Genomic DNA, 21,819 nt, shown 5'->3' on the forward strand with positions numbered 1-21,819 from the left:
GCCCACTTCCGACGAGCCCACGACCGACGAGCCCACGACCGGCGGGCCGGTCCGTCGGCCGCGGGGCTGTGACCTCGTCGGCCCGCCCACCCGGCGCGCGTCGCGACGGACTATCGTGGAGGTCCTCCGACCCCACACCGTGGTGCCCGCGCTCGCCGCGCACCCTGTGGCGACCGAGCCCGGGCCCTGGAAAGGCCCGCCGTGATCGCCCTGCTCGAGGGGAGCCCCCTGCTCACGCTGTTCCTGGTGGTCGCCACCGGAGCGGTGCTCGGCGCGATCCCCTTCGGTCGCGTACGCTTCGGCGCCGCCGGGGCGCTGTTCACCGGCCTCGCCCTCTCCGCCGCCGCCCCGCACCTGGGCGCCAGCATGGACATCGTGCAGACCCTGGGCCTGGCCCTATTCGTCTACACCGTGGGGATCTCCGCCGGGGCCGCGTTCTTCTCCACCCTGAACCGGCAGCTGCCGCTGCTGGGCGCCGCCACCGCCGCCGCCGTGCTGGGCGCGGCCCTCACCCTGGTGCTCGGAGGGGTGCTGGGGCTGAGCCGCGACCTGTCGCTGGGCCTGTTCACGGGCGCGCTCACCGCCGCCCCCGCCCTGGACGCCGCGCACCGGCTCACCGGCACCTCCGCGCCCTCGGTGGGCTACGCCTTCGGCTACCCGATCGGCGTGATCATCGGGATCGTGGTGGTCTCCACCGTGGTCAACCGTGCCTGGCCCGGCCGCCGCGACACCCCGGCCCTGGCCGGCACCCGCCTCGCCTCCGCCACCGTGGCGGTGCACCGCGCGGTGAACCTGCGGGACGTGCCGCAGTGGAGCGACCAGGAGGTGCGCTTCTCCTACCTGCGCCGCGACGGGCGCGTGCGGGTGATCGTGCCCGGCGAGGACCTGCTCGCCGGGGACGAGGTGGTCGCCGTGGGGATGCCGGACGCCGTCGACGCGGTCACCGAGGAGCTCGGCGAGCGCAGCGACCGGCACGTCGCCCACGACCGCTCGCTGGTGGAGTTCACCCGCCTCACCGTCTCCAACCCGGATCTCGCCTCCCGCTCCCTCGCGGATCTCAACCTCTCGGTGCGCTTCGGCGCGGTGGCGACCCGGGTGCGGCGCGGCGACCTCGAACTGCTGGCCCGCGACGACCTCGTGCTGGAGCCCGGGGACCGGATCGCGGTGGTGGTGGAGCGGCGCCGCCTCGACGACGTGCACGCCTTCCTCGGCGACTCCGACCGCAAGGCCGGCGAGCTGGACGCCCTCTCCCTGGGACTCGGCCTGGTGCTGGGCGTGGCGCTGGGCCTGGTGGAGGTGCCGGTGCCCGGCGGCGGCACCTTCTCGCTGGGCCCGGCGGCCGGGCCGCTGCTGGTGGGGATGATGCTGGGGGCGCTGCGCCGCACCGGTCCGGTGGTGTGGGCGCTGCCCGGCAGCGCGAACCTCACCCTGCGCCAGCTGGGGCTGCTGCTGTTCCTGGCCGGGCTGGGCCTCACCGCCGGCCCCCAGGTCGCCACCGTGCTCGCCTCGCCCACCGCCTGGCGGGCCGCGGTGCTCTCCGCCGCGGTGGCGGCGCTGAGCTGCGCGGCGATGCTGATCGCCGCCCGCTGGGTGCTGGACCTCTCCGCCCCGCGGGCCGCCGGCGCGGTCGCCGGTTTCCTGGGCCAGCCCGCGGTGCTCGAGGCGGCCGGCGCCCGACGGGCCGACGAGCGCATCGAGGCGGCCTACGCGACCCTGTTCGCCTTCTCGATCGTGGTGAAGATCGTGCTGGTGCCGGTGGTGTGGCACCTGTGAGCGCACGGCGGGCACGGCGCCCCGCCGGCCCCGTTGCGCGACGACGCGCCCAGCACTGAGAACACCGCGGCGCGGGACGTCCGGGCAGGGCCTCGGGCGTGCCGCGGGCCCGCACCCCTACAGTGTGCCCATGTCGAACGCCTCGCCCGCCCCGTCGCCGGACCCGTCCGTCGGCCCCTCCGCCCCCGTGCCGTCGCCCGGCGGCCCCGTGCGCCGGCGCACCGTGATGGCCGGCGCCGCGGGCGCCTCCCTGGCCCTGCTGGGCCTCGGCGCCTGCACCGAGGACGCTCCGGAGCCCGGCCCGCAGGAGCCCGACGAGGAGCAGGTCGCCGCCCTTTCCGTCGTCTACCGCGAGGAGGCGCGGGCCCGCGGGGACTGGACCGTGTGGGCGGTGGGCTACGACCTCGGCGAGGACGAGGAGGCGCCCGCGCTGTACGAGGCCACCACCCAGCAGGCCCGCCACGAGGCGCTCGAGGCGAAGAAGGCGGAGAAGCAGTGGACCGCCCAGGACCCGCTGCTGGTGATCGACCCCTACGGCACCACCCTCACCGGCCTGTACGTGTACTTCGAGGACGAGGCCGCCGGTGCCCTCGACGTGCTGGCCCGGGCCGCCTCCACCCAGGACTACGCCCACACCGCCGCCAACCATGCCACCGCTGGCGGCTTCGAGGGCCTGGTGATCGGCCTGATCCCCGGCGCGCACACCACGATGATGCTCACCTGGCGGCCCGAGGGCGGGCAGGGGAGCGCGGGCGAGGTGCGGGTGAAGGCGCCCACCACCGCCTCCGGCTACGGCACCGCCCTGGCCGCCGAGATCCACGACGCCGAGGCGCTCACCCCGGGCCTGTTCGCGATGAACGGCGTCACGGGCCTGGGCAACAACACCTACCTGATGGACAGCACCGGCATCATGCGCGCCGAGGTGCCCGCCGTGGACACCGCCGCCCACCAGTTCATCCCGGAGGACGGCCGCATCGTCACCACCACCGGGTCGCGGCAGCTGGGCGTGCTGGATCCCCTCGGGCACGCCACCACCCTCATCGACCTCGGCGAGCACAGCGTCCACCACGACCTCGCGGTGGTGGGCGACCTGGTGTACCTGCTCACCTCCGACGCCTCCTCCGAGCGGGTGGAGGACCGGGTGCTGCGGGTGGATCTGGCGAGCGGTGCGGTGGAGCAGGTGGTGGACCTCCAGCAGCTGCTGCCGGAGTACGAGAGCCTCGCCCACGCCCAGGAGGGCGCGGCCGGCGGCTCCGTGGTGCAGGGCAAGGACTGGATCCACATCAACTCGATCGACGTCACCGACGGCGTCATGATCCTCTCCGCCCGGGAGACCTCCACGATCATCGCGCTGGACGACGCGCTCGAGCCCGGCGGCGAGCCCTCCGTGCGCTGGATGCTCGGCGTGGAGGAGCTGTGGGAGGGCACCGGCTACGAGGAGCTCTTCCTCGCCCCCGAGGGCGAGGTGCTCGGCAACGCCGGCCAGCACAGCGTGCACCGCCTCGACGACGACGCCCTGCCCGAGGGCCAGTACTACCTGGAGATGTTCAACAACAACTACTGGCGCATGAGCACTCGCGAGGACGCCGAGTGGCAGGACGTGGGCCCCGCGAACGCCACCACCGACGAGCACGACGGCGTGAGCCACGCTCTGCGCTACGTGGTGGACGAGGCGGCCGGCACCTTCTCCCAGGACGAGGCGATCGAGCTGCCCTACTCCTCGGTGGTCTCCAACGTGTACCGGCTCGGGACCGGCGGGATCGACCAGAACATGGTCGCCAACTCCGGGCGCTCCAACGAGTTCAGCGAGCGCTCCGCCGACGGCGAGGTGCTGGCCTCCTACCGCTACGACTCCGCCAGCCACGGCTACCGCGTCTACAAGCACACCTTCGAGGGCTTCTGGTTCGCGGCCCCCTGAGCCGCCGCACCTCAGGAACCGCCGCGACTCCGGGCGGCCCGCGCGTCAGGCCTCGTCGCCGGCGGTGATCGCCTCGGCCTCCTGCGCCGGGTCGAGATCGTGGTGCGCGCCCACGCGGGCCAGGTGCCGCCGCCCGATCGCCAGCATCGCGATCGCGAGCACCAGCGACGCCGCGGCCAGCAGGTACGGCGCGCCGGCCGTGGTCGCCGCCGCCAGCGGGCCGGCCACGGCCGGGGCCACCGCACCACCCAGGAAGCGCACGCCGGAGTAGGCGGAGCTCGCCACCCCGCGCGGCAGGTCGGTCGCCTCCATCACCGTCTCGGTGAGGGCCGTGTTCATGATGCCCAGCAGCAGACCGCCCCCCACGATCAGCGCGATCATGCCGGCCATGGAGCCGTGGAACAGGGCCAGCGCCACCATCAGCACCGTGAGCAGGCCCAGCGTGACCAGCAGCGTGGGCACCAGCCCCAGCCGCCGGGTGAGCTGCGGGGCGGCGAACACCGAGGTGATCGCCAGCGCCACGCCCCAGCCGAAGAACACCCCGCCCAGGCCCAGCGCCCCGAACTCGGTGCCGTGCGCCGCGGCGGCGGCCTCCAGCGGGAAGGGGGAGTAGGCCAGCAGCACGAAGAACGCGAGGTTGTAGAAGATCGCCGTGAGCGCGAGGGTGCGCAGGGCGGGATGGGCCAGCGCCCGCAGCGAGGCCAGCGGCGAGACGCGCGCGGGCCGCTGCTCGCGCTGCAGCAGCAGAGTGATCGCGAGGAACCCCACGCCCATCAGCACCGCGGTGCCCGCGAACGGCGCCCGCCAGGAGACGCTGCCCAGCAGCCCGCCCAGCAGCGGGCCGATGGCGAGCCCGATCCCCAGCGCGGTCTCGTACAGGATGATCGCCCCGGCCGACGGGCCGGTGGTCGCGCCCACGATCGCGGCCAGGGCGGTGGAGATGAACAGGGCGTTGCCGAGCCCCCAGCCGGCGCGCAGGCCGATGATCTCGCCCACGGAGCCCGCCGTGGCGGCCAGCGCCGCGAACACCACCACCAGCGCCAGGCCCACCAGCAGGGTGCGCTTCACCCCGGCGCGGGAGGCGAACCAGCTGGTGAAGAACATCGCGATCGCGGTGACGACGAGGTAGCTGGTGAACAGCAGCATCGCCTGCGAGGGGGAGGCGTCCAGCTGCTCGCTGATCGCGGGCAGGATCGGGTCCACCAGGCCGATCCCCATGAAGGAGACCGTCGCGGCGAACGCGATCGCCCACACGGACGTCGGCTGCCGGAACGCCTCGCGCATCGAGGGGGCGGCGGCCGGGCCGGCCACAGGCTGGCCGGCGCCAGTGCGGCCGGCGCCCGTGGTGGGGGCAGTGCCGTCGGTGGCGGCTGGGGTGTCGGAGGCGGTGGAAGCGGGCGGCGTGGTGCCGTGCTGGAGGGAGGAGGTCATGCGGAGATCCTTCGAGGGGTGCGACCGTGCGGGCGAGGGAGTGCGGGCGTGGCGGCGCGGGGCCGCCGCGCGCTCACCCGCCGTGGTCGTCGATGAGGCGGCTCAGCACGGCGGCGGCGCGCTCGAGCGCGGCGCGATCCTCCGCGGGCAACGGGTCGAGCAGCTCGCCCACGCCCGCGGCGAGCTGGCCGCGCCAGGCGGCCAGCCGGGCGGAACCCTGCGAGGTGGTGCTGATGAGGCTCGAGCGGGAGTCCGACGGGTCGGGGTCCCGGCGCACCAGGGACTCCTCCTCGAGCCGCTTGATCACGGCGGTCGCGGTGGGACGGGAGACGCGCTCGCGCTCGGCGATCTCGCTCAGCCGCAGCGGGCCGTGCCGTTCGATCGTGGCGACCACCCGCCAGGACACGCTGCCTACCCCCACCTCGGAGCGCCGTGCCGCCAGGCGCGAGAACTGGCTGCACACCAGGGCCAGGGTCTGCGGCAGATCGCCGGCAGGTCGGTCGTCGGCGGGCGCGGTGGGGTCGGGCTCGGTGGTCACGGAGCGCCAATATAGTGAGGAATGCGAACTACTTCAACAGGGGTGACCTCTCGCCCCGCCTCTCCCGCGCCTCAGAGCTCCAGCAGCACCTTCGCGGAACGGGAGGCGTCGCGGGCGGTCGCGAAGGCATCCTCCGCGTCCGAGGCGGGGAGGATCTGCGTGACCACGGCGTCGAAGCGCGGATCCTCGGCCAGCAGCGCGATCGCCTCGTCGATCTCGGTGTCGAAGCGCTGCGTGCCGCGCAGCTGCACCTCCTTCGCGACCAGCGCCGCGAGGTTCACGGGGATGTCGTGGTCGGGCAGGATCGCGACCTGCACCAGGATCCCCGCGGGGCGCACCGCGAGCACGCCCGAGGAGAGCGAGGCCGGGGCCGCCGAGCACTCCAGCACCACGTCGTACGCACCGCTTTCGGGTGCCTGGTCCGGCACCTGGAGCGTGGCCTCGGCGCCGAGGGCCCGCGCCCGTTCGAGCGGCTCCGGGCGCACATCGGTGACGTCCACCGAGGCGGCGCCGCGATGCAGCAGCGAGGCGACGGCGAGCAGCCCGATCGGGCCCGCCCCCAGCACCAGGCATCGCTTCCCGGTGACGTCCCCGGCGATCGTCACCGCGTGCAGCGCGACCGCGAGCGGCTCGGCGAGCGCCCCGCGCACCAGCGGCAGCGACCGGGGCAGGCGGCGCACGTTCCCGCGCGTGACCACGAGCATCTCCGAGGCCGCGCCCTGCCTGTGCGGGGTGACGGACGCGCTGCCCAGGTAGTCCCCACCCGGCCAGAGGTGCGGGCGGTCCTCGATGCCGGGTGCGCTGGTGCCGTAGCCGGCCGGATGCACCGTCACCGCGGTGCCCGGCGCGTACTCGCCGCTGGGGTCGAGATCCACCACGGCGGAGAGCTCATGGCCGGGGGTGAGCGGCTCGGTGATGACGAAGGCGCCGTTCGCGCCGTTGTAGAAGTAGTGCAGGTCCGAGCCGCAGATCCCGACGTACCGGATGCGCAGCCGCACCTCGTCGGGCCCGGGCTCGACGTCCGGCACGTCCTGCCAGCGGATGTCTCCGGCGCCATGGATGACGAGGGCCTTCATCAGCGGTTCTCCTTCATCGAGAGGGTGAGGGCCTCGGCGGCCGCGGCGCGAGGTCCGACCGAGACGAGGGTGGTCAGCAGGGCGCCCACCAGGTCGGTGAACTCCTCGTGCGCGGCGAGCTCGGTGGAGAGGCAGCCGCTGGCCAGGAGCGCCCGCGCGTGGGCGGCCGGGGTGGTGGTGCCTGCGGCGACCTCCTGCAGCCGGGCCTGGTCCGGGTCGGTCATCGCACGCGCCTGCTCGCCGGGGTCGAAGCCCGCGGGCGGCACCACACACGCGAACCAGGCCGCGACCGTGAGCGCGAGCATCGCCGGCAACCGCCCGGCGCGCAGGTGCGTGAGGGCGGGGGTGGGCACCCGCTGCGGCAGGCGCATCGACCCGTCGGACCCGACCTGGGCCGTGCGGTGGCCGAGGTCGTGGTTCCGCCAGCGATGCGTGAGGTCCTCGATGTACCCGTTCACGTCCAGGTCCGCGGGCAGGTCGATGGTGGGGAGGTTCTCGTGGTGGATGAGCGCGAGGGTCGCCTCTGCGATCCAGTCCTCGGCGAAGGCGGCGGGGATCGTCGGGCGATCGTCGAGCGCCCCGAGGTAGGCGATCAGCGAGTGCGGGCCGTTGAGAATCCGCAGCTTGACCTGCTCGTACTTCTCCACCTCGGAGCTCATGATCGCCCCGCCCCGCTCCCAGGCGGGCCGCCCGGCGGGGAAGTCGTCCTCGATCACCCACATCGAGAACTGCTCGGCCCGCACCGGCGCATCGTCCTGCACCCCGAGCAGCGCGGCCACTTGCGCGCTCGTCGCGGGGGTGGTGGCCGGGACGATCCGATCCACCATCGCGTCCGGGAAGGAGACGTGCTCGCGCACGAAGGTGAGAGCGTCCTCGTCGGCGCCCGAGAGCTGGAGGAACTCGGTGACCATGCGGCGGGTGGTGCGGCCGGCGGCGGAGACGTTGTCGCAGGGCAGCACGGCGAACGGCGCGCCACTGCGGGCCCGGGCGGTCAGGCCCGCGGCGAGCAGGCCGATCACGGTGCGCGGGGCGGCGGGGTTCTCGGAACGGGCGTCGTCGAGGTCGGCGCGCAGAGCGGGGGAGTCCACGTCCAGACCGCCGGTGCGCGGGGACACGGAGTAGCCGCCCTCGGAGACGGCGAGGGTGAGCAGCTTCCGTGCGGGATCCGCGATCTCGGCGATCACCCGCTGCGGCTCCTCGGCCATGACGCCGAGGCCACGGTGCACGTTCAGGACGTCGGCCCGGGCCCCGGCCTCGGACAGCTCCAGCACCGAGTACACCCCGTCCTGGCGCGCCATCGGGTCGACCACCCGGCGGGAGCGATGCGCGAAGCCGACGATGCCCCAGTCCCCGGGCTCGGCCTGCATCGCCAGCGCCGTGTGCACGGCGGCGTGCGCGCGATGGAAGGCGCCGAGCCCCAGGTGGATGATCCCGGCACGGGCCGGATCCTCGGGGGCGGAGGCGCCGAGCAGCGGCACGGTGCCGAGGCGGGAGCGGCCCAGCGGCGGGACAGAGCCGGGAGCGGTCACGGTGAACCTCCTGGTCGCAGGACGGCGGCGTCGGTGCGCGGGTGCTGAACCCGGCGTGACCAGCAGTCTAGGTGGCCGCTGGCGGCCGCCACCGGCCACGAATCGGCACTACGGCTGCCTTGATCTAGTTCGACAACTTCGTGTCCGTGATCCCCAGTTCCGCGGCGATCCCCATGACCGTGGTAGTCGGCGTCGGGCGGTACGACTCGACAACATCACGACGGAACTCCGCCGAGTACGTCTTCCTGCCGATGACCAGGTCGTCTCGCTTCCTCCGGGTCGGACTCAGCGTGTCCACCTCGAGGAGGCAAGGCACCCAAAGCGGGCCCGAGAGCATTTGAAGGCTCCCAGGCCCGCCCTAGGATGGCCCGTTGGGCCGACAAGTTAGCTCGCGTCAGAGACGGAACCGCCTGATGGCTGCGAACCCTCCGGCAAGTGCCATCAGTGATGCCAGCGCACCGCCGACGATCATTCCGATGCCAGGACCCTGCGCCTGCAAGTCACCAGTCGGGATCGTCGGATTGTCCAGGTTGCCCGGCTGATCAGGGGTGCCCGGCTGATCAGGGGTGCCCGGCTGATCAGGGGTGCCCGGCTGATCAGGGGTGCCCGGCTGATCAGGGGTGCCCGGCTGATCAGGGGTGCCCGGCTGTACCGTCACCACAATCTCGGCTTCCGTTGGAGTGCCGTTCTCGTCCTGAACGGTGTAGAGCAACGGCGTTGTCTTGCCGGAGAAACCGTCCTCCGGAGCGAACGTCACCTCACCCGTCTCCGGATTCACCGTGAACGTGCCTTCGCCGGGAACCGTAACCTCATCCACTGGGTCACCCGACTCCGGATCGATCAGGTCCACAGTTGTGGGATCCAGTGGAACATCCTCGTCACCCGAGTCATCGTTATCCAGGATGGGTACGGTCACCGGCGTGTTCTCAGGAGTGGTGGCTGTGTCATCCACAGCTTCCGGAGTGACCGGCTCGACCGTGACTGTCACGGTGGAGTCAGCGGTCTGGCCATCTTCATCGGTGATCCGGTACGGAACCGCGGGGGTCTCGCCCGTGAATTCAGGCACTGGCGTGAAGACCGCGTTGCCGTCGTCGTCCACGGTGAACGTGCCGACATCCGGGATCTCGACCGAGTCGACCGGCTCGCCGTTCTCGTCCAGCAGAGTGGTCAGCGTCGGATCGATCGGTGAATCGCCCGGGGTGTCATTGTCCAGCAGCGGCACCGTCACCGGCACGCCCTGCGGAGTCGTGTCCGAATCAGGATCGGCAACCGGCGGCGCAACCTCGCCCGGCTCGACCGTGACTGTCACGGTGGAGTCAGCGGTCTGGCCATCTTCATCGGTGATCCGGTACGGAACCGCGGGGGTCTCGCCCGTGAATTCAGGCACTGGCGTGAAGACCGCGTTGCCGTCGTCGTCCACGGTGAACGTGCCGACATCCGGGATCTCGACCGAGTCGACCGGCTCGCCGTTCTCGTCCAGCAGAGTGGTCAGCGTCGGATCGATCGGTGAATCGCCCGGGGTGTCATTGTCCAGCAGCGGCACCGTCACCGGCACGCCCTGCGGAGTCGTGTCCGAATCAGGATCGGCAACCGGCGGCGCAACCTCGCCCGGCTCGACCGTGACTGTCACGGTGGAGTCAGCGGTCTGGCCATCTTCATCGGTGATCCGGTACGGAACCGCGGGGGTCTCGCCCGTGAATTCAGGCACTGGCGTGAAGACCGCGTTGCCGTCGTCGTCCACGGTGAACGTGCCGACATCCGGGATCTCGACCGAGTCGACCGGCTCGCCGTTCTCGTCCAGCAGAGTGGTCAGCGTCGGATCGATCGGTGAATCGCCCGGGGTGTCATTGTCCAGCAGCGGCACCGTCACCGGCACGCCCTGCGGAGTCGTGTCCGAATCAGGATCGGCAACCGGCGGCGCAACCTCGCCCGGCTCGACCGTGACTGTCACGGTGGAGTCAGCGGTCTGGCCATCTTCATCGGTGATCCGGTACGGAACCGCGGGGGTCTCGCCCGTGAATTCAGGCACTGGCGTGAAGACCGCGTTGCCGTCGTCGTCCACGGTGAACGTGCCGACATCCGGGATCTCGACCGAGTCGACCGGCTCGCCGTTCTCGTCCAGCAGAGTGGTCAGCGTCGGATCGATCGGTGAATCGCCCGGGGTGTCATTGTCCAGCAGCGGCACCGTCACCGGCACGCCCTGCGGAGTCGTGTCCGAATCAGGATCGGCAACCGGCGGCGCAACCTCGCCCGGCTCGACCGTGACTGTCACGGTGGAGTCAGCGGTCTGGCCATCTTCATCGGTGATCCGGTACGGAACCGCGGGGGTCTCGCCCGTGAATTCAGGCACTGGCGTGAAGACCGCGTTGCCGTCGTCGTCCACGGTGAACGTGCCGACATCCGGGATCTCGACCGAGTCGACCGGCTCGCCGTTCTCGTCCAGCAGAGTGGTCAGCGTCGGATCGATCGGTGAATCGCCCGGGGTGTCATTGTCCAGCAGCGGCACCGTCACCGGCACGCCCTGCGGAGTCGTGTCCGAATCAGGATCGGCAACCGGCGGCGCAACCTCATCTTCGGTCGTCACCTCGCGCGTGGCATCGACGCGCACGGCGTCTCCGGACCAGCTCATGTTGCGGAAGTTCGTGTACTCGATGCCACCGATCAGCCCATTGGCCAGGGAGATGGATACCCTCGTGGAGTGGCCCGTGGAGCCAGACTCATTCGCGGGCGCCGAGTCTGCGACGCGGATCCGCATGCTTCCGTCGCCGTTGTCCTGTGCGATATAGGTCATTCGTCCGGCAGGGGCCTGTCGGGAGTCGAAGTCAACCTCGAGGTCCGCGGGGTCGATCGGCTGACCGTTCGCATCTGTCGCGGTCACATCGAATACATACACCTTGCTGTCGATGTCGATGAAGGTGAAAGCCGAGTCCGAGACCTCGCTGTTCGGGCTATCGGTCTGATCGATGTTCGGCGCGAGATTGAACGCGACGAGCGCGTTTGGGTTGTCGCCGATGCGGAAGGACAGCCCCTGCCTGTGGTATCCGACCTCCTGCAGAGCGCGCGCGCGTGAGTTGCCTGCCTCTGGGCTCGTTGCGAATTGGTAAGGTCCGTAGGTGCCGGGACCAGTTTGTCCGTTTGGACCGTTGTTCGTGACGATCTCATCGCGCACCGTGTCCGCGCTGGCGGCGGTCGGCAGGGCAATTAAGCCACCTGCGACCAGAGAGGCGGCAACGATGAGTCGAGCAGTGCTTCGCACACCGCTCAATCGGCCTCGGTCGGCGCAGCGAGGGCCATTAGCGCTCTGAGGCGGCGCTGGCTCTTGATCGACTCTGCGGGGGGCAGGCATAGAGAACCTCCAGTGAATCGGTGGGGCGCATCACGGGCGCGGCACGCCTTGGGTGTGGCGACGTCTGGAGGCAGTTCGTGTGCCACGTCTGTCACCGTGACACACGGTACATAGCTGAGGAGGTCCTGGGAAGGTCGAAGTCACATCCGTCCATGTCCCCGAACGCATCGTGAATGTATAGTGAATCCTGTAGGGCGACGTCTGTATCGCCTTTCGTCGCCCTGTAAGGTTGCGAGGGGCCCGCCTGTCCGCCTGACTCCAGAAAGGTCTCTTGTGGCTCGTACGCGCTTCGCGCCACTGGTCGCCACCCTGTCCTTCTGCGCAGCTGTGTTCGTCGCGGGGCTCGTGCTCGTGGTGCTCGGGAGCGGCGAATCCTCCCCCGAGGCAACCCCGACACCCTTGGTCGATGTCTCGATTTCGCCCGAGGAGGCTCGGGACCTTGCCGAGGACGAACCGGGCGACGGGGCTGCTGAGCTTGTCGAGCCTCCCCCTGGCGACCTCGGGCCCTATGTCCGTACTGACCCCGTGCAATCGGTGTGGAGCGAGGTGGTCGCCGGCGATCGGACCGACAATCTCCCCGCAGACATGCTCGTGGTCCCGTCGTTGCCGGTCGAGGCCTCTATCGTGCGCGAGGGCGTTGAGGACGGAGCGATGTCCCTTCCCGCAGATCTGGCCGATGTTGGCCTCCTGGAAACCACGTCCGCGCTCGACGCAGATACTGGCAGTTCCCTCATCGCTGGCCACGTCACACAGGGGGGCAATCCTGGCGCGCTCTTCCTCCTCGGCCTCGCTGAGCCCGGAGCATCCGTCGTGACGACGGACGCAGAGGGCAGGGCGACGGTGTGGGCTATTACGTCGATAACCTCCTACAACAAGCAGAAGCTTCCCAAGGAGATATTCGAGACCAGCGGAGAACGTCGCCTCGTACTCGTGACCTGCGGTGGCGAGGTGGTTCGTACAGACGACGGCAGGTGGACGCATGAAGACAACATCGTCGTCACGGCTGTGCCTATGACCGGTGGCTGAGACCTCAATGCGTCAGGGCGCAGGTTCGCCCACGGCGCACCGCCAACGACCGTTCCTGGTGCACGCTCTGGAGTCGTGAGTCAGGGTGAATCGTCTGTAGGTGTTCGTGGTGCTCCGGACGGGAAACGTGCCGGTGACCTGTTGAATCGTGACTTCACCGCGGCAGCTCCGAACCTGGTGTGGGTCGCCGACTTCACCTACGTCCGCACCTGGGCGGGGTTCGTCTACTTCGCGTTCGTCGTGGGCTTGTTCGCCCCGCGGATTGTCGGCTGGCACGCTTCCACCTCGAAGCAAGTTGACCTGGTCATGACCCCACTGCGCATCGCGCTCTGGCAACGGGAATGGGAAGGAAGCCCCTTCTCACCTGGGAATTTAGTGGCTCTTCACAGATGAGGGTGTAGGAGCTGGCGGCGCGGCGGTGTCGGGATAGACGTCGAGGTCTCCCGATGATGGAAGTTCCTACGCTCGCCATCTGGAAGACCTCGACGTGCTCAACGCTACCTTCACCGCGCCCGATCTCGATACCTTCAGCCAGCTTGACCGGCTGGGCCTGACCGTGACGGGGCAGCTGATCGAGCCGCACCGATCGGTGTTGGAGTGTCGCGTGCTCGAACCGGACAACTGGTGCCACGGTTGCGGCCAGCAAGGCGTCCTGACTTGGCTCACGTCGTCAGCTGTTCGCCTGGCGCGGGGCTGTGACCTGGGTTGATGGTGCTTGAGTGGGCTAGGTTCACGCACTAATCCGGGGTGTTCTAGGCTCGTTGGGTGGCGTTCATCAGGCGGGTTCGAACGAAGTCGGGGGCCACGGCCGTGCAGATCGCGGAGTACGCGCAGGGGCGTCAGCGGATCATCGAGCATCTCGGCTCCGCGCATACCGAGGCGGAGCTCGGTGTGCTGTTGGAGAAGGGCCAACAGCTTCTCGAGGACCCGGCCCAGGAGGCACTCGATCTGGGCGTGAGCCCGGAACCCGTCGTGACTCGGATCCAGCCACCTGCTGAGCAGCAGGGCGAGCTCCTTATGCCACCGGCACAGTGTGAGGAGGGCCGTGACGGGACCGGGCGGGTGCAGTCCACCTCGAGCCATCTCCTCTATGACGTGCTGACCAGTGCATATGCGTCGCTGGGGTTCGATGAGGTCGATGACGCTGTCTTCCGGGATCTGGTGATCGCGCGGATTGTCGAGCCGACCTCGAAACGCGACGCCGCCCGGGTCCTGGCCGACCTCGGCGCCTCACCGGTCAGCTACGCCACTGTGAAGCGGCACCTGCGGTCCGTGCTCGAGGACGACTACCGTGCCGCCATCGCCTCGAAGTGCTTCGAGCACGTCTGGAGCCGCGGTGACATCTCGCTGGTCCTCTACGACGTCACCACCCTCTACTTCGAGGCCGAGAAGGAAGACGACCTCCGCAAAGTGGGATTCTCCAAGAAGCGGAGGGTCGACCCGCAGATCGTTGTCGGCCTGCTGGTGGATCGTCGGGGGTTCCCGCTGGAGATCGGCCGTTTCGAGGGGAACAAGGCCGAGACCAAGACGATCCTGCCGGTCATTTGTCAGTTCCAGGACCGCCACGGGCTTGCGGACATCGTCGTGGTGGCCGATGCCGGCATGCTCTCCGCGGACAACCTCCGCGAGCTGGACGAGGCAGGCCTGCGGTTCATCGTCGGGTCGCGGCAGACCAAGGCCCCGCACGACCTGGACAGTCACGTCCACTGGCACGGCGATGCCTTCGCCGACGGGCAGGTCATCGACACGGTCACGCCCCGGCACGGCAACTCGCAGGTCAACGATCGTGCCCTGCGGGCTGAGCCGACCTGGGACCCGAAGCAGCACTCCCACTCGTGGCGGGTCGTGTGGTCGTTCTCCCGCAAGCGCGGAGTGCGGGACCACAAGACGCTCACCGCTCAGGAGAACCGGGCCCGCGCGATCATCGACGGCGACAAGCCGGTCAAGAACGCCCGCTTCGTCAAGACCACCGCTGGTGGCCGCCACCTGGACCAGAAGAACATCGACCGTGCCCGCTCCGTGGCCGGGCTGAAGGGCTACGTCACCAACATCCCAGCACCCGAGATGCCGCCACGAGAGGTGATCTCGAGCTACCACGACCTCTGGCGTGTTGAGCAGTCGTTCCGCATGTCTAAGGCGGACCTGCAGGCCAGGCCCATGTTCCACCATAGTCGAGACGCGATCGAAGCCCACCTCCCACTGGTCTTCGCGGCACTGGCCGTCTCCAGGGCCGTCCAGCAGCGCACTGGCCTCGCGATCGGCAACGTCATCAAGAAGCTCCGGCCCCTGCGCTCAGCGACCATCGCGATCAACGGCACCACCCAGACCTTCCCGCCCCACGTGCCCGACGAGCTGACCAGACTCATCGAACAGATCCAGACACCCGAACCCACGCACTAACGAAATGAGCCAAGTCAGGTCGAACGACGCGGTGCGGTGTGGCTCAGCGCCCGGTGAGCTCCCGCGCCTGCTCCTGGGCCTTCAGCGCCAGCTCCACGGCCTTGAAGGCGTGCTCCTGGGTCATCGCGTTCTCGGTGCGGTGCAGGAGGTCCAGCACCAGCTCGCCGAAGAAGGGGTAGCCCACCTTGCCGTCGGCCTCGAGGCGGTGCTCGCCCTCGGCGTCCACGAGGATGACCTGGTTGGGGCCGTTGTCGGTGGTGACGTCTACGTACTTGCGCAGCTCGAGGTAGCCCTCGGTGCCCACCACGAACGTGCGACCGTCGCCCCAGGTGCGCAGGCCCGACGGCGTGAACCAGTCCACGCGCACGAAGCCGGTCGCGCCGGAGGAGAGCGCGATGTGCGCGTCGCCGAAGTCGTCGAGCTCGGGGGTGCCGGGGTTGCCGAAGTTGCCGATCGAGGAGGAGAGGATCTCCGCGTCCTCGGAGCCGGTGAACGTGAGCATCTGCTCGAAGTTGTGCGAGCCGATGTCGGTGAGGATGCCGCCGTAGCGGGCGCGCTCGAAGAACCAGTCGGGGCGGGAGGAGGGGTCGCCCATGCGATGCGGGCCCATGCCCGTGACCTGCAGGACTGTGCCGATCGCGCCCTTCTGGATGAGCTGGGTGGCGAGCACGGCGGCCTCGACGTGGATCCGCTCGGAGTAGTACACCATGTACTTCTTGCCGGTGCGCTCCACGGCGGCCTTCGCCTGGGCGAGCTGCTCGAGGGAGATCAGCGGGGTCTTGTCGGTGAAGTAGTCCTTCCCGGCCTCCATCACGCGGATGCCGAGCGGGGCGCGATCCACCGGGACGGCGGCGGCGGCGACCAGGTGCACCTCGGGATCGTTGAGCACCTCCTCCTCGCTGGAGGCGATCGTGACCTGCGGGAACTGCTCCTTGAACGCGGCGGCGCGCTCCGGCTGCGGGTCGTACACCCACTTCAGGGTGCCGCCGGCGCCGAGCAGGCCCTGCGTCATGCCGCCGATGTGGCCGTGATCGAGATGCATCGCGGCGAACACGAACTCACCGGGCTCGACCACCGGCTTCGGCATCGCGGCGGGGGCGTAGTTGGCGCCTTCGGAGGCGGGCATCGACAGTCCTTTCGGTCGAGGGGCGGCGCGGGACAACGAGCCGCAGTCGTCTCCAGTCTCGGTCACGGGCCGGGGCGCCCGGGGGCGGTGCCACCGGTTGCCAGGGTCTCGCCGAGCCGCCCGCATGCACCGGCTGCCGGCATGCAGGGGCCTCCGGAGGGCGCCTGCCTGTGCAGCCACGCCGCGTGGAACGAAACACGACCATGCGTGCAAGGCTCTGGCACGAGGCACCTGACCTGGGCATCTGCACCGGGCGCCTGGGTGGGAAGCCTGCACGGAGCGCACGGGCGGGCCGCGTAGGCGGGGCGCCTCGACGAGCTGCCGGGGTGGGCCGCCGGGGCGGCGCGGCTGCGCGGCGGACCGGGTCGGGAGCTGCCCCTGCTCGGCTCTCTGACCTCCCGGGGCATCGATCCCGCAGCGCAGTTGCGGAGCCTTGCACGCATGGTCGCGTTCCGTTCCATGCCGGGTTCGCGCCGCGAGGTGCTGGTCAGCGCTCGAACGTGCCACGGCCAGCCGGCCCGCCGAGCGGCGGGCCGGCCGTGAGCAGTCCGTCGGCCCCCGACATCGGGCCGGGCCGACGGCCGCCCGTCCGCGTCTCAGACCTGCACGGCCGACGGGGTGAGCGGCACCGCCGCCGGCCGCTCGACGGTGCTGGTGATCTCGACGCGGCCGCCGCCGTGCGCGGCCTCGAGCACCCCGTTCATCACCTCGAGCACGTGCTGGCCCAGCTCCCCGGAGGCGCGCAGATCAGCGCCTCGCACCGCCATGTCCTGCAGCCCGATGCCGCGCCCGGTCTCCTCGTAGCCACCGGTGACGGGCAGGGTCTGCCAGCCGTCGCCGCCGAGGGCGTACAGCTGCACGTCCCCGTCGAAGCGGTTGGGATCCGGGACGGCGAGGGTGCCGCCGGTGCCGTGGATCTCGATCGGGTGCGCCGAGGTCGCGACCGCGTCGAAGCTCATCACCAGCGTGGAGAGCACCCCGGACTCGTGCACGAGCACACCGGTGACGTGCGTGTCGGTGCTCACCGGGATGGTCTCCCCCTCGCGCGGGCCGGAGCCGATGGTGCGCTCGGTGCGCAGCCGGCTCGCGGCGCCCACCACCGCCTGCACCGGCCCCAGCAGCGTGACCAGGGCGTGGATGTAGTACGGGCCCATGTCCAGCAGCGGGCCGCCGCCGGGGACGTAGTAGAAGTCCGGCTGCGGATGCCAGCGCTCATGCCCCGGCGTGACCATCGTGGCCATCGCCGCGATCGGGGTGCCGATCAGCCCGTCGTCGATCACCGCGCGCGCCGTCTGCGTGCCGGTGCCCAGCACGGTGTCCGGTGCCGAGCCCACCAGCACGCCCGCCTCCTGCGCGGCGGCGAGCACCTGCGCGCCCTCCTCGGTGGTCACCGCGAAGGGCTTCTCCGAGTAGACGTTCTTGCTGGCGGCGATGGCGCGCAGATCCACCTCGGCGTGGGCGGCGGGGATGGTGAGGTTCAGGACGGTGTCCACCTCGTCATCGGCGATCAGCTCGTCGACGCTGAGCACCCGCACCCCCTCGCGGCCCTCGGCGGCGGTCTCGGCGCGGGCGCGGTCCAGATCCGCGACGGCGACGAGCTGCACGTCCGGCAGCGTCTCGACACTCTCCAGGTACTGGCGCGAGATGACACCGCACCCGATCATGCCCACCTTCATCGTGCTGCCTCCGTCGTGGTCGTCGTGGTGTGTGCCGTCGTGCCGCGGCCCGTCGTGCCGTGCTCCCCGTAGGGCATGGCGCTGCCGCGTGCGGCCCACAGCATGCCCCGCTCGATGAGCGTGCGGACGTTCGGATCCTCCAGGACCTCCACCCGGTGCCCGGGGGTGGAGACGAAGATCCGCCCCTCGCCCCACTGCCGCGTCCACAGCGCCGGGGAGGTGACCTCGCGATGCCACGGGTCCCACTCCCGCACCTTCTGCGTGGTGGTCGCGAGCACGTCGATGAGGTCGTCGCTGAGCACCCAGTACTGCTCGGTGACCAGGTCGAAGTCGCTGATCCCCGCGGTGATCGGGTGCTCCGCCGCGGCGGGGAGCATGTTCACGGTGTAGGGGACGTAGTTGTCGGCCTGCTCGCCCTTGCGCTCGTCGGGGTGCTTGCCCGGGTGGCACCCGAACTGGCCGCCGATCAGGGTGAGGTAGTCGGACTCGTTGCGGTAGCTGTCGGCGATCCCGCCGTGCCAGCCCGCCATGCCGGTGCCCGCCTCGATCGCGGCGCGCAGCCCCTCGAACTGGGGCCTCTCGATCGTGTTCATGGTGTTGCACTGGACGATGAGGTCCACCGTGGCCATGTACTCGGCATCGGCGTAGATCGCCGGCGACTCCTCGATCCGCACCGTGAAGCCGTTCTCCTCGAGGAACGGGATGAACAGGTTCGTCGCCTCGACGGGCTGGTGGCCGTCCCAGCCGCCGCGGACGACGAGGGCGGTGCGGGGCGCGCCGGCGTCGGCGGCCGCAGGGGTGGTCTGGTCGGTCATCGGGTGGTCTCCTGAGGATCGGTGGCGGTGGCGGTGGCGGTGGCGGTGGCGGTGGCGGTGGCGGTGTCGGTGGTGCTCTCGGGGTCGACGGGGGTCCAGCGCGAGCCGTCGGCGTCGCTGGCCTCGACCGCGGCGAGCACACGCTGCACGTGCAGCGCCTCGGCGAACGAGGGGGAGGGGTCGACGCCCTCCCCGATGGCGCGCACGAGATCGGCGATCTCGTGGGTGAAGGTGTGCTCGTAGCCGAGGCCGTGCCCGGTGGGCCACCACGCCGCGGCGTAGGGATGCTCCGGCTCGGTGGTGAGCACGCGGGTGAAGCCCTGTCGGCCCGCGGGCGCGGTCGCGTCGTAGATCTCCAGCTCGTTCATCCGCTCGAAGTCGAAGGCGATCGAGCCGTTCGCGCCGTTGATCTCCACCCGGATCGCGTTCTTGCGCCCGGTGGCCATGCGGGTGGCCTCGAACTGGCCCAGCACCCCGCCCGCGAAGCGTGCCGTGAACAGGGCGGTGTCGTCGACCGTGACCCGGCCGCGCTCGCCGGAGGCATCCCCCTTCCCGCCGAGGCCCTGCGCCGACCCGGCGACGGGCCGGGTGGGCACGACGGTGGTGAGGGTGGCGGAGACCGCCTCGATGTCGAGCCCGGTGATCCACTGGGTGAGGTCGATGACGTGCGCGCCGATGTCCCCGAGCGCCCCGGAGCCGGCCGTGTCCTTGTCGAGCCTCCAGGTCATGGGGGCGTCCGCGTCGGAGAGCCAGTCCTGCAGGTACTGGGCGCGGACCTGCCGGATCTCGCCCACGAACCCCTCCTCGACGAGCTGCCGCGCATAGGCGAGAGCCGGGGTGCGGCGGTAGGAGAAGCCGCAGAGCGAGAGGATGCCGTCCCGGGCGGCGGCCACCGCGGCCGCCGTCATCTCCTCGGACTCCGCCACCGAGTTCGCCAGCGGCTTCTCGCACAGCACGTGCTTGCCCGCGGCGAGCGCGGCGAGGGTGATCTCGTGGTGGGTGTCGCCGGGGGAGCAGATGTCGATCACGTCGATCTCAGGGTCCTCGAGGAGGTCCTGCCACCGGGTGGTGTGCGCGGTGAAGCCGTACCGCGCGGCGGCGTCGGCGACCGAGGCCTCCGTGCGGCCCGCGATCGTGTGCAGCACCGGGGTGCGCGGCAGGTCGAAGAACCGGTGCGCCGTGCGCCAGGCATGGGAGTGGGCGGCGCCCATGAAGCCGTAGCCGATCAGGCCGACGTTCAGGGGTGCGGGGGAGGTCTGGTCACTCATGGACGACGATGTCTCCTTCGAGGTCGGGGTGGGGGTCACTTGCCGGATCCGGCGGTCATGCCGCTGACCAGGTAGCGGCGACCGAACGCGTACAGCAGCACGATCGGGATCGAGGACAGCACCACGGCGGCCATCACCACCGGCACGTTGGTGGCGTACTCGCCCTGGAAGCTCCACAGTGCCAGAGGCAGCGTGCGCTGCTCCGGGCTCTGCGTGAGGATCAGCGGGAACAGGAACCCGTTCCAGGACATGAGCGTCTGGTAGACGGCCACGGTGATCAGCGCAGGTCGCACGATCGGGAAGGCGAGGCGCCACATCTTCTGCCACTCGGTGGAGCCGTCGATGTCCATCGCCTCGAAGAGCTCCTTGGGGACGTCGCGCAGGGAGTTGGCGATGATGAGGATGCTGAGCGGCAGCCCGAAGGCGATCGCGGGGATCATCAGCGCCACCAGCGAGTCGTACATGTGCATCCGGATGATCATCAGGTAGATCGGCACGATGGTGGCCTGCACCGGGATCGCGAGGCCCAGCAGGAACAGGCTCCGCACGGGGCCGAACACGCGCCGTGTGCCGCGCACGATGGAGTACGAGGCCATGAAGGCCATCAGCACCAGCGGGATCACGGTCCCGGCCGCGACGATGATGCTGTTGAGCAGGTAGCGGGTGAAGTCCGCCTCGAGCACCGCGGTGACGTTCTCGAACGCCAGCGGCAGCGACGGGAGCACCGGATTGGAGCCGAAGTAGGTGGAGATCGACTTCAGGCTCGTGATGAGCACGAAGTAGATCGGGAGCAGGACGACGCCGAGCCACAGCCAGCCGAAGGCGCCGCCGATCCAGTTGCGCTGCATGTCAGGCTCCTTCCATCTGGCTGGCGGAGGAGTCCCGGCCGCCGAGCCGCTGAACGCCGAGCGCAAGGCTCAGCCCGATCACCACGAGCATCACGGCGAGAGCGCTGGCCACGCCCATCTCGTTGCCGCGGAAGCCGGTGAGGTACATGTCCAGGGGCAGGATCCGGGTGGCGATGCCCGGCCCGCCCTGGGTGAGGACGAAGATGATGTCGAAGTAGGTCAGGGCGCCCACCACCATCAGGGTGGAGCTGGTGATCAGCGTGTACTTCAGCTGCGGCAGGGTGATCGAGAAGAACTGCCGCACGCGGCCCGCGCCGTCGATCTGCGCGGCCTCGTACATCGTGTGGGGGATCTGCCGCACCGCACCCTGGTAGATGAGGGTGTGGAAGGGGATGAACTGCCAGGCGATGATGAACAGCAGCACCACCCACACCAGCACGGGGTCCCCCAGCCAGTTCTGCCTCAGCAGCGGCATGTCCAGGCCGTTGGCGAGCCCGAAGTTCGGGTCCAGCAGCGACTTGAAGGTGATCGCGATCGCCGCGGAGGAGAGCAGCAGCGGCAGGAAGTACAGGATCGCCAGCAGGTTCCGGTAGCGCTGCTGGCCCGCGAGGAAGGCGCCCAGCAGGATGCTGAGCGGGGTCTGCAGCAGCCAGGTCGCCACGACCATCAGCACCACCAGGGCCAGGCCGTGCCAGGTGGTGGAGCGGGTGAGCGCGTCGGTCCAGCTGGTCAGGCCCGTGAACTCGATCGCGCCGATGCCGTTCCAGCTGGTGAAGGACAGCGCCACCACGCCGACCAGCGGCAGCAGGGCGAAGACCCCGAAGAACGCCAGGGCCGGCAGGGCGAACAGGAGATGGGAGAGCTGCACACGCTCCTCGCGCGGCCCCCGCGTACGGGACGCGGTCGGCGCGCCGGCCGCCGAGAGCGGGGCGTCGGAGACCGCCCCGGCCGACGGGGTGCTCGACCGGGCGGCGGTCGCACCGTCGGCCCCCGCCCGCGCCGCGGCGGGCAGGGCTCCGGACCCCGGGGAGGAGGACAGGGCCGTCATG

General features: G+C 70.5%; 17 protein-coding genes. 6 read left to right on the forward strand and 11 right to left on the reverse strand.

Features of this window, described 5'->3' with window-relative positions:
- Positions 1 to 201: 201 nt before the first annotated feature.
- Together DWV08_RS14825 and DWV08_RS14830 are read left to right on the forward strand one after the other, a co-directional pair.
- On the forward strand, positions 202 to 1,773 hold the full coding sequence (locus tag DWV08_RS14825) for an aspartate-alanine antiporter-like transporter (protein WP_115414505.1): 1,572 nt from the start codon (positions 202 to 204) through the stop codon (positions 1,771 to 1,773).
- A 130-nt stretch (positions 1,774 to 1,903) separates the two neighbouring features.
- On the forward strand, positions 1,904 to 3,691 hold the full coding sequence (locus tag DWV08_RS14830; RefSeq protein WP_115414506.1) for an aryl-sulfate sulfotransferase: 1,788 nt from the start codon (positions 1,904 to 1,906) through the stop codon (positions 3,689 to 3,691).
- 45 nt (positions 3,692 to 3,736) lie between these two features.
- Here the strand turns inward: DWV08_RS14830 and DWV08_RS14835 are convergent, their stop codons facing one another.
- From DWV08_RS14835 to DWV08_RS14860, 5 genes are all read right to left on the reverse strand, one after another.
- Positions 3,737 to 5,122 (reverse strand): MFS transporter, encoded by a 1,386-nt coding sequence (locus tag DWV08_RS14835; protein WP_206516751.1) that lies wholly within the window; start codon positions 5,120 to 5,122, stop codon positions 3,737 to 3,739.
- Between the two features lie 73 nt (positions 5,123 to 5,195).
- The gene (locus tag DWV08_RS14840) at positions 5,196 to 5,660 is read right to left on the reverse strand and encodes a MarR family winged helix-turn-helix transcriptional regulator (protein ID WP_115414507.1); all 465 of its coding nucleotides are present in this window, start codon (positions 5,658 to 5,660) and stop codon (positions 5,196 to 5,198) included.
- Between the two features lie 71 nt (positions 5,661 to 5,731).
- Positions 5,732 to 6,736, reverse strand: coding sequence for an L-idonate 5-dehydrogenase (locus tag DWV08_RS14845; RefSeq protein WP_115414508.1), 1,005 nt, complete (start codon positions 6,734 to 6,736; stop codon positions 5,732 to 5,734).
- Positions 6,736 to 8,265: a mannitol dehydrogenase family protein gene (locus DWV08_RS14850; protein ID WP_241237331.1), complete on the reverse strand. Its 1,530-nt coding sequence runs from the start codon at positions 8,263 to 8,265 to the stop codon at positions 6,736 to 6,738. The genes DWV08_RS14845 and DWV08_RS14850 overlap by 1 nt, the downstream gene beginning before the upstream one ends.
- 394 nt (positions 8,266 to 8,659) lie before the next feature.
- Complete coding sequence (locus DWV08_RS14860) at positions 8,660 to 11,521, reverse strand: Ig-like domain-containing protein (RefSeq protein WP_162801589.1); 2,862 nt, start codon at positions 11,519 to 11,521, stop codon at positions 8,660 to 8,662.
- Positions 11,522 to 11,884: 363 nt separating this feature from the next.
- Here DWV08_RS14860 and DWV08_RS14865 point away from each other — a divergent pair, with 363 nt between their 5' ends.
- The 4 genes from DWV08_RS14865 to DWV08_RS14875 all read left to right on the forward strand — a co-directional run bounded on the left by DWV08_RS14865 (position 11,885) and on the right by DWV08_RS14875 (position 15,037).
- Complete coding sequence (locus DWV08_RS14865) at positions 11,885 to 12,637, forward strand: class F sortase (protein WP_115414511.1); 753 nt, start codon at positions 11,885 to 11,887, stop codon at positions 12,635 to 12,637.
- A gap of 75 nt (positions 12,638 to 12,712) precedes the next feature.
- The gene (locus DWV08_RS16840) at positions 12,713 to 13,030 is read left to right on the forward strand and encodes a DDE-type integrase/transposase/recombinase (RefSeq protein WP_127097499.1); all 318 of its coding nucleotides are present in this window, start codon (positions 12,713 to 12,715) and stop codon (positions 13,028 to 13,030) included.
- 94 nt (positions 13,031 to 13,124) lie between these two features.
- Positions 13,125 to 13,346, forward strand: a complete 222-nt coding sequence (locus DWV08_RS14870) for a hypothetical protein (protein WP_206516752.1) — start codon at positions 13,125 to 13,127, stop codon at positions 13,344 to 13,346.
- A gap of 56 nt (positions 13,347 to 13,402) precedes the next feature.
- On the forward strand, positions 13,403 to 15,037 hold the full coding sequence (locus DWV08_RS14875; RefSeq protein ID WP_115414512.1) for an IS1634 family transposase: 1,635 nt from the start codon (positions 13,403 to 13,405) through the stop codon (positions 15,035 to 15,037).
- A 43-nt stretch (positions 15,038 to 15,080) separates the two neighbouring features.
- Here the strand turns inward: DWV08_RS14875 and DWV08_RS14880 are convergent, their stop codons facing one another.
- The 6 genes from DWV08_RS14880 to DWV08_RS14905 all read right to left on the reverse strand — a co-directional run bounded on the left by DWV08_RS14880 (position 15,081) and on the right by DWV08_RS14905 (position 21,818).
- A complete protein-coding gene (locus DWV08_RS14880; protein WP_115414513.1) occupies positions 15,081 to 16,163 on the reverse strand; it encodes a Gfo/Idh/MocA family protein in 1,083 nt (360 codons plus the stop codon).
- Between the two features lie 596 nt (positions 16,164 to 16,759).
- Positions 16,760 to 17,839: a Gfo/Idh/MocA family protein gene (locus DWV08_RS14885; protein WP_115414514.1), complete on the reverse strand. Its 1,080-nt coding sequence runs from the start codon at positions 17,837 to 17,839 to the stop codon at positions 16,760 to 16,762.
- Entirely contained in the window at positions 17,836 to 18,654 is an 819-nt protein-coding gene (locus DWV08_RS14890) for a ThuA domain-containing protein (protein WP_115414515.1), read from the reverse strand. Before DWV08_RS14890 ends, DWV08_RS14885 begins: the two co-directional genes overlap by 4 nt.
- On the reverse strand, positions 18,651 to 19,922 hold the full coding sequence (locus DWV08_RS14895; RefSeq protein WP_115414516.1) for a Gfo/Idh/MocA family protein: 1,272 nt from the start codon (positions 19,920 to 19,922) through the stop codon (positions 18,651 to 18,653). The genes DWV08_RS14890 and DWV08_RS14895 overlap by 4 nt, the downstream gene beginning before the upstream one ends.
- 35 nt (positions 19,923 to 19,957) lie before the next feature.
- A complete protein-coding gene (locus tag DWV08_RS14900) occupies positions 19,958 to 20,770 on the reverse strand; it encodes a carbohydrate ABC transporter permease (protein ID WP_115414517.1) in 813 nt (270 codons plus the stop codon).
- 1 nt (position 20,771) lies between these two features.
- Complete coding sequence (locus tag DWV08_RS14905) at positions 20,772 to 21,818, reverse strand: carbohydrate ABC transporter permease (RefSeq protein WP_241237332.1); 1,047 nt, start codon at positions 21,816 to 21,818, stop codon at positions 20,772 to 20,774.
- Position 21,819: the final 1 nt, after the last annotated feature.

The sequence above is a fragment of the Brachybacterium saurashtrense genome (assembly GCF_003355475.1).
Taxonomy (GTDB): domain Bacteria; phylum Actinomycetota; class Actinomycetes; order Actinomycetales; family Dermabacteraceae; genus Brachybacterium; species Brachybacterium saurashtrense.

Excerpts from the sequence above, each read along its gene's own strand:
- DWV08_RS14830 (WP_115414506.1), top strand. The coding sequence starts at position 1,904 with ATGTCGAACGCCTCGCCCGCCCCGTCGCCGGACCCGTCCGTCGGCCCC.
- DWV08_RS14835 (WP_206516751.1), bottom strand. The coding sequence starts at position 5,122 with ATGACCTCCTCCCTCCAGCACGGCACCACGCCGCCCGCTTCCACCGCC.
- DWV08_RS14845 (WP_115414508.1), bottom strand. The coding sequence starts at position 6,736 with ATGAAGGCCCTCGTCATCCATGGCGCCGGAGACATCCGCTGGCAGGAC.
- DWV08_RS14880 (WP_115414513.1), bottom strand. The coding sequence starts at position 16,163 with ATGCCCGCCTCCGAAGGCGCCAACTACGCCCCCGCCGCGATGCCGAAG.
- DWV08_RS14885 (WP_115414514.1), bottom strand. The coding sequence starts at position 17,839 with ATGAAGGTGGGCATGATCGGGTGCGGTGTCATCTCGCGCCAGTACCTG.
- DWV08_RS14890 (WP_115414515.1), bottom strand. The coding sequence starts at position 18,654 with ATGACCGACCAGACCACCCCTGCGGCCGCCGACGCCGGCGCGCCCCGC.
- DWV08_RS14895 (WP_115414516.1), bottom strand. The coding sequence starts at position 19,922 with ATGAGTGACCAGACCTCCCCCGCACCCCTGAACGTCGGCCTGATCGGC.
- DWV08_RS14900 (WP_115414517.1), bottom strand. The coding sequence starts at position 20,770 with ATGCAGCGCAACTGGATCGGCGGCGCCTTCGGCTGGCTGTGGCTCGGC.
- DWV08_RS14905 (WP_241237332.1), bottom strand. The coding sequence starts at position 21,818 with ATGACGGCCCTGTCCTCCTCCCCGGGGTCCGGAGCCCTGCCCGCCGCG.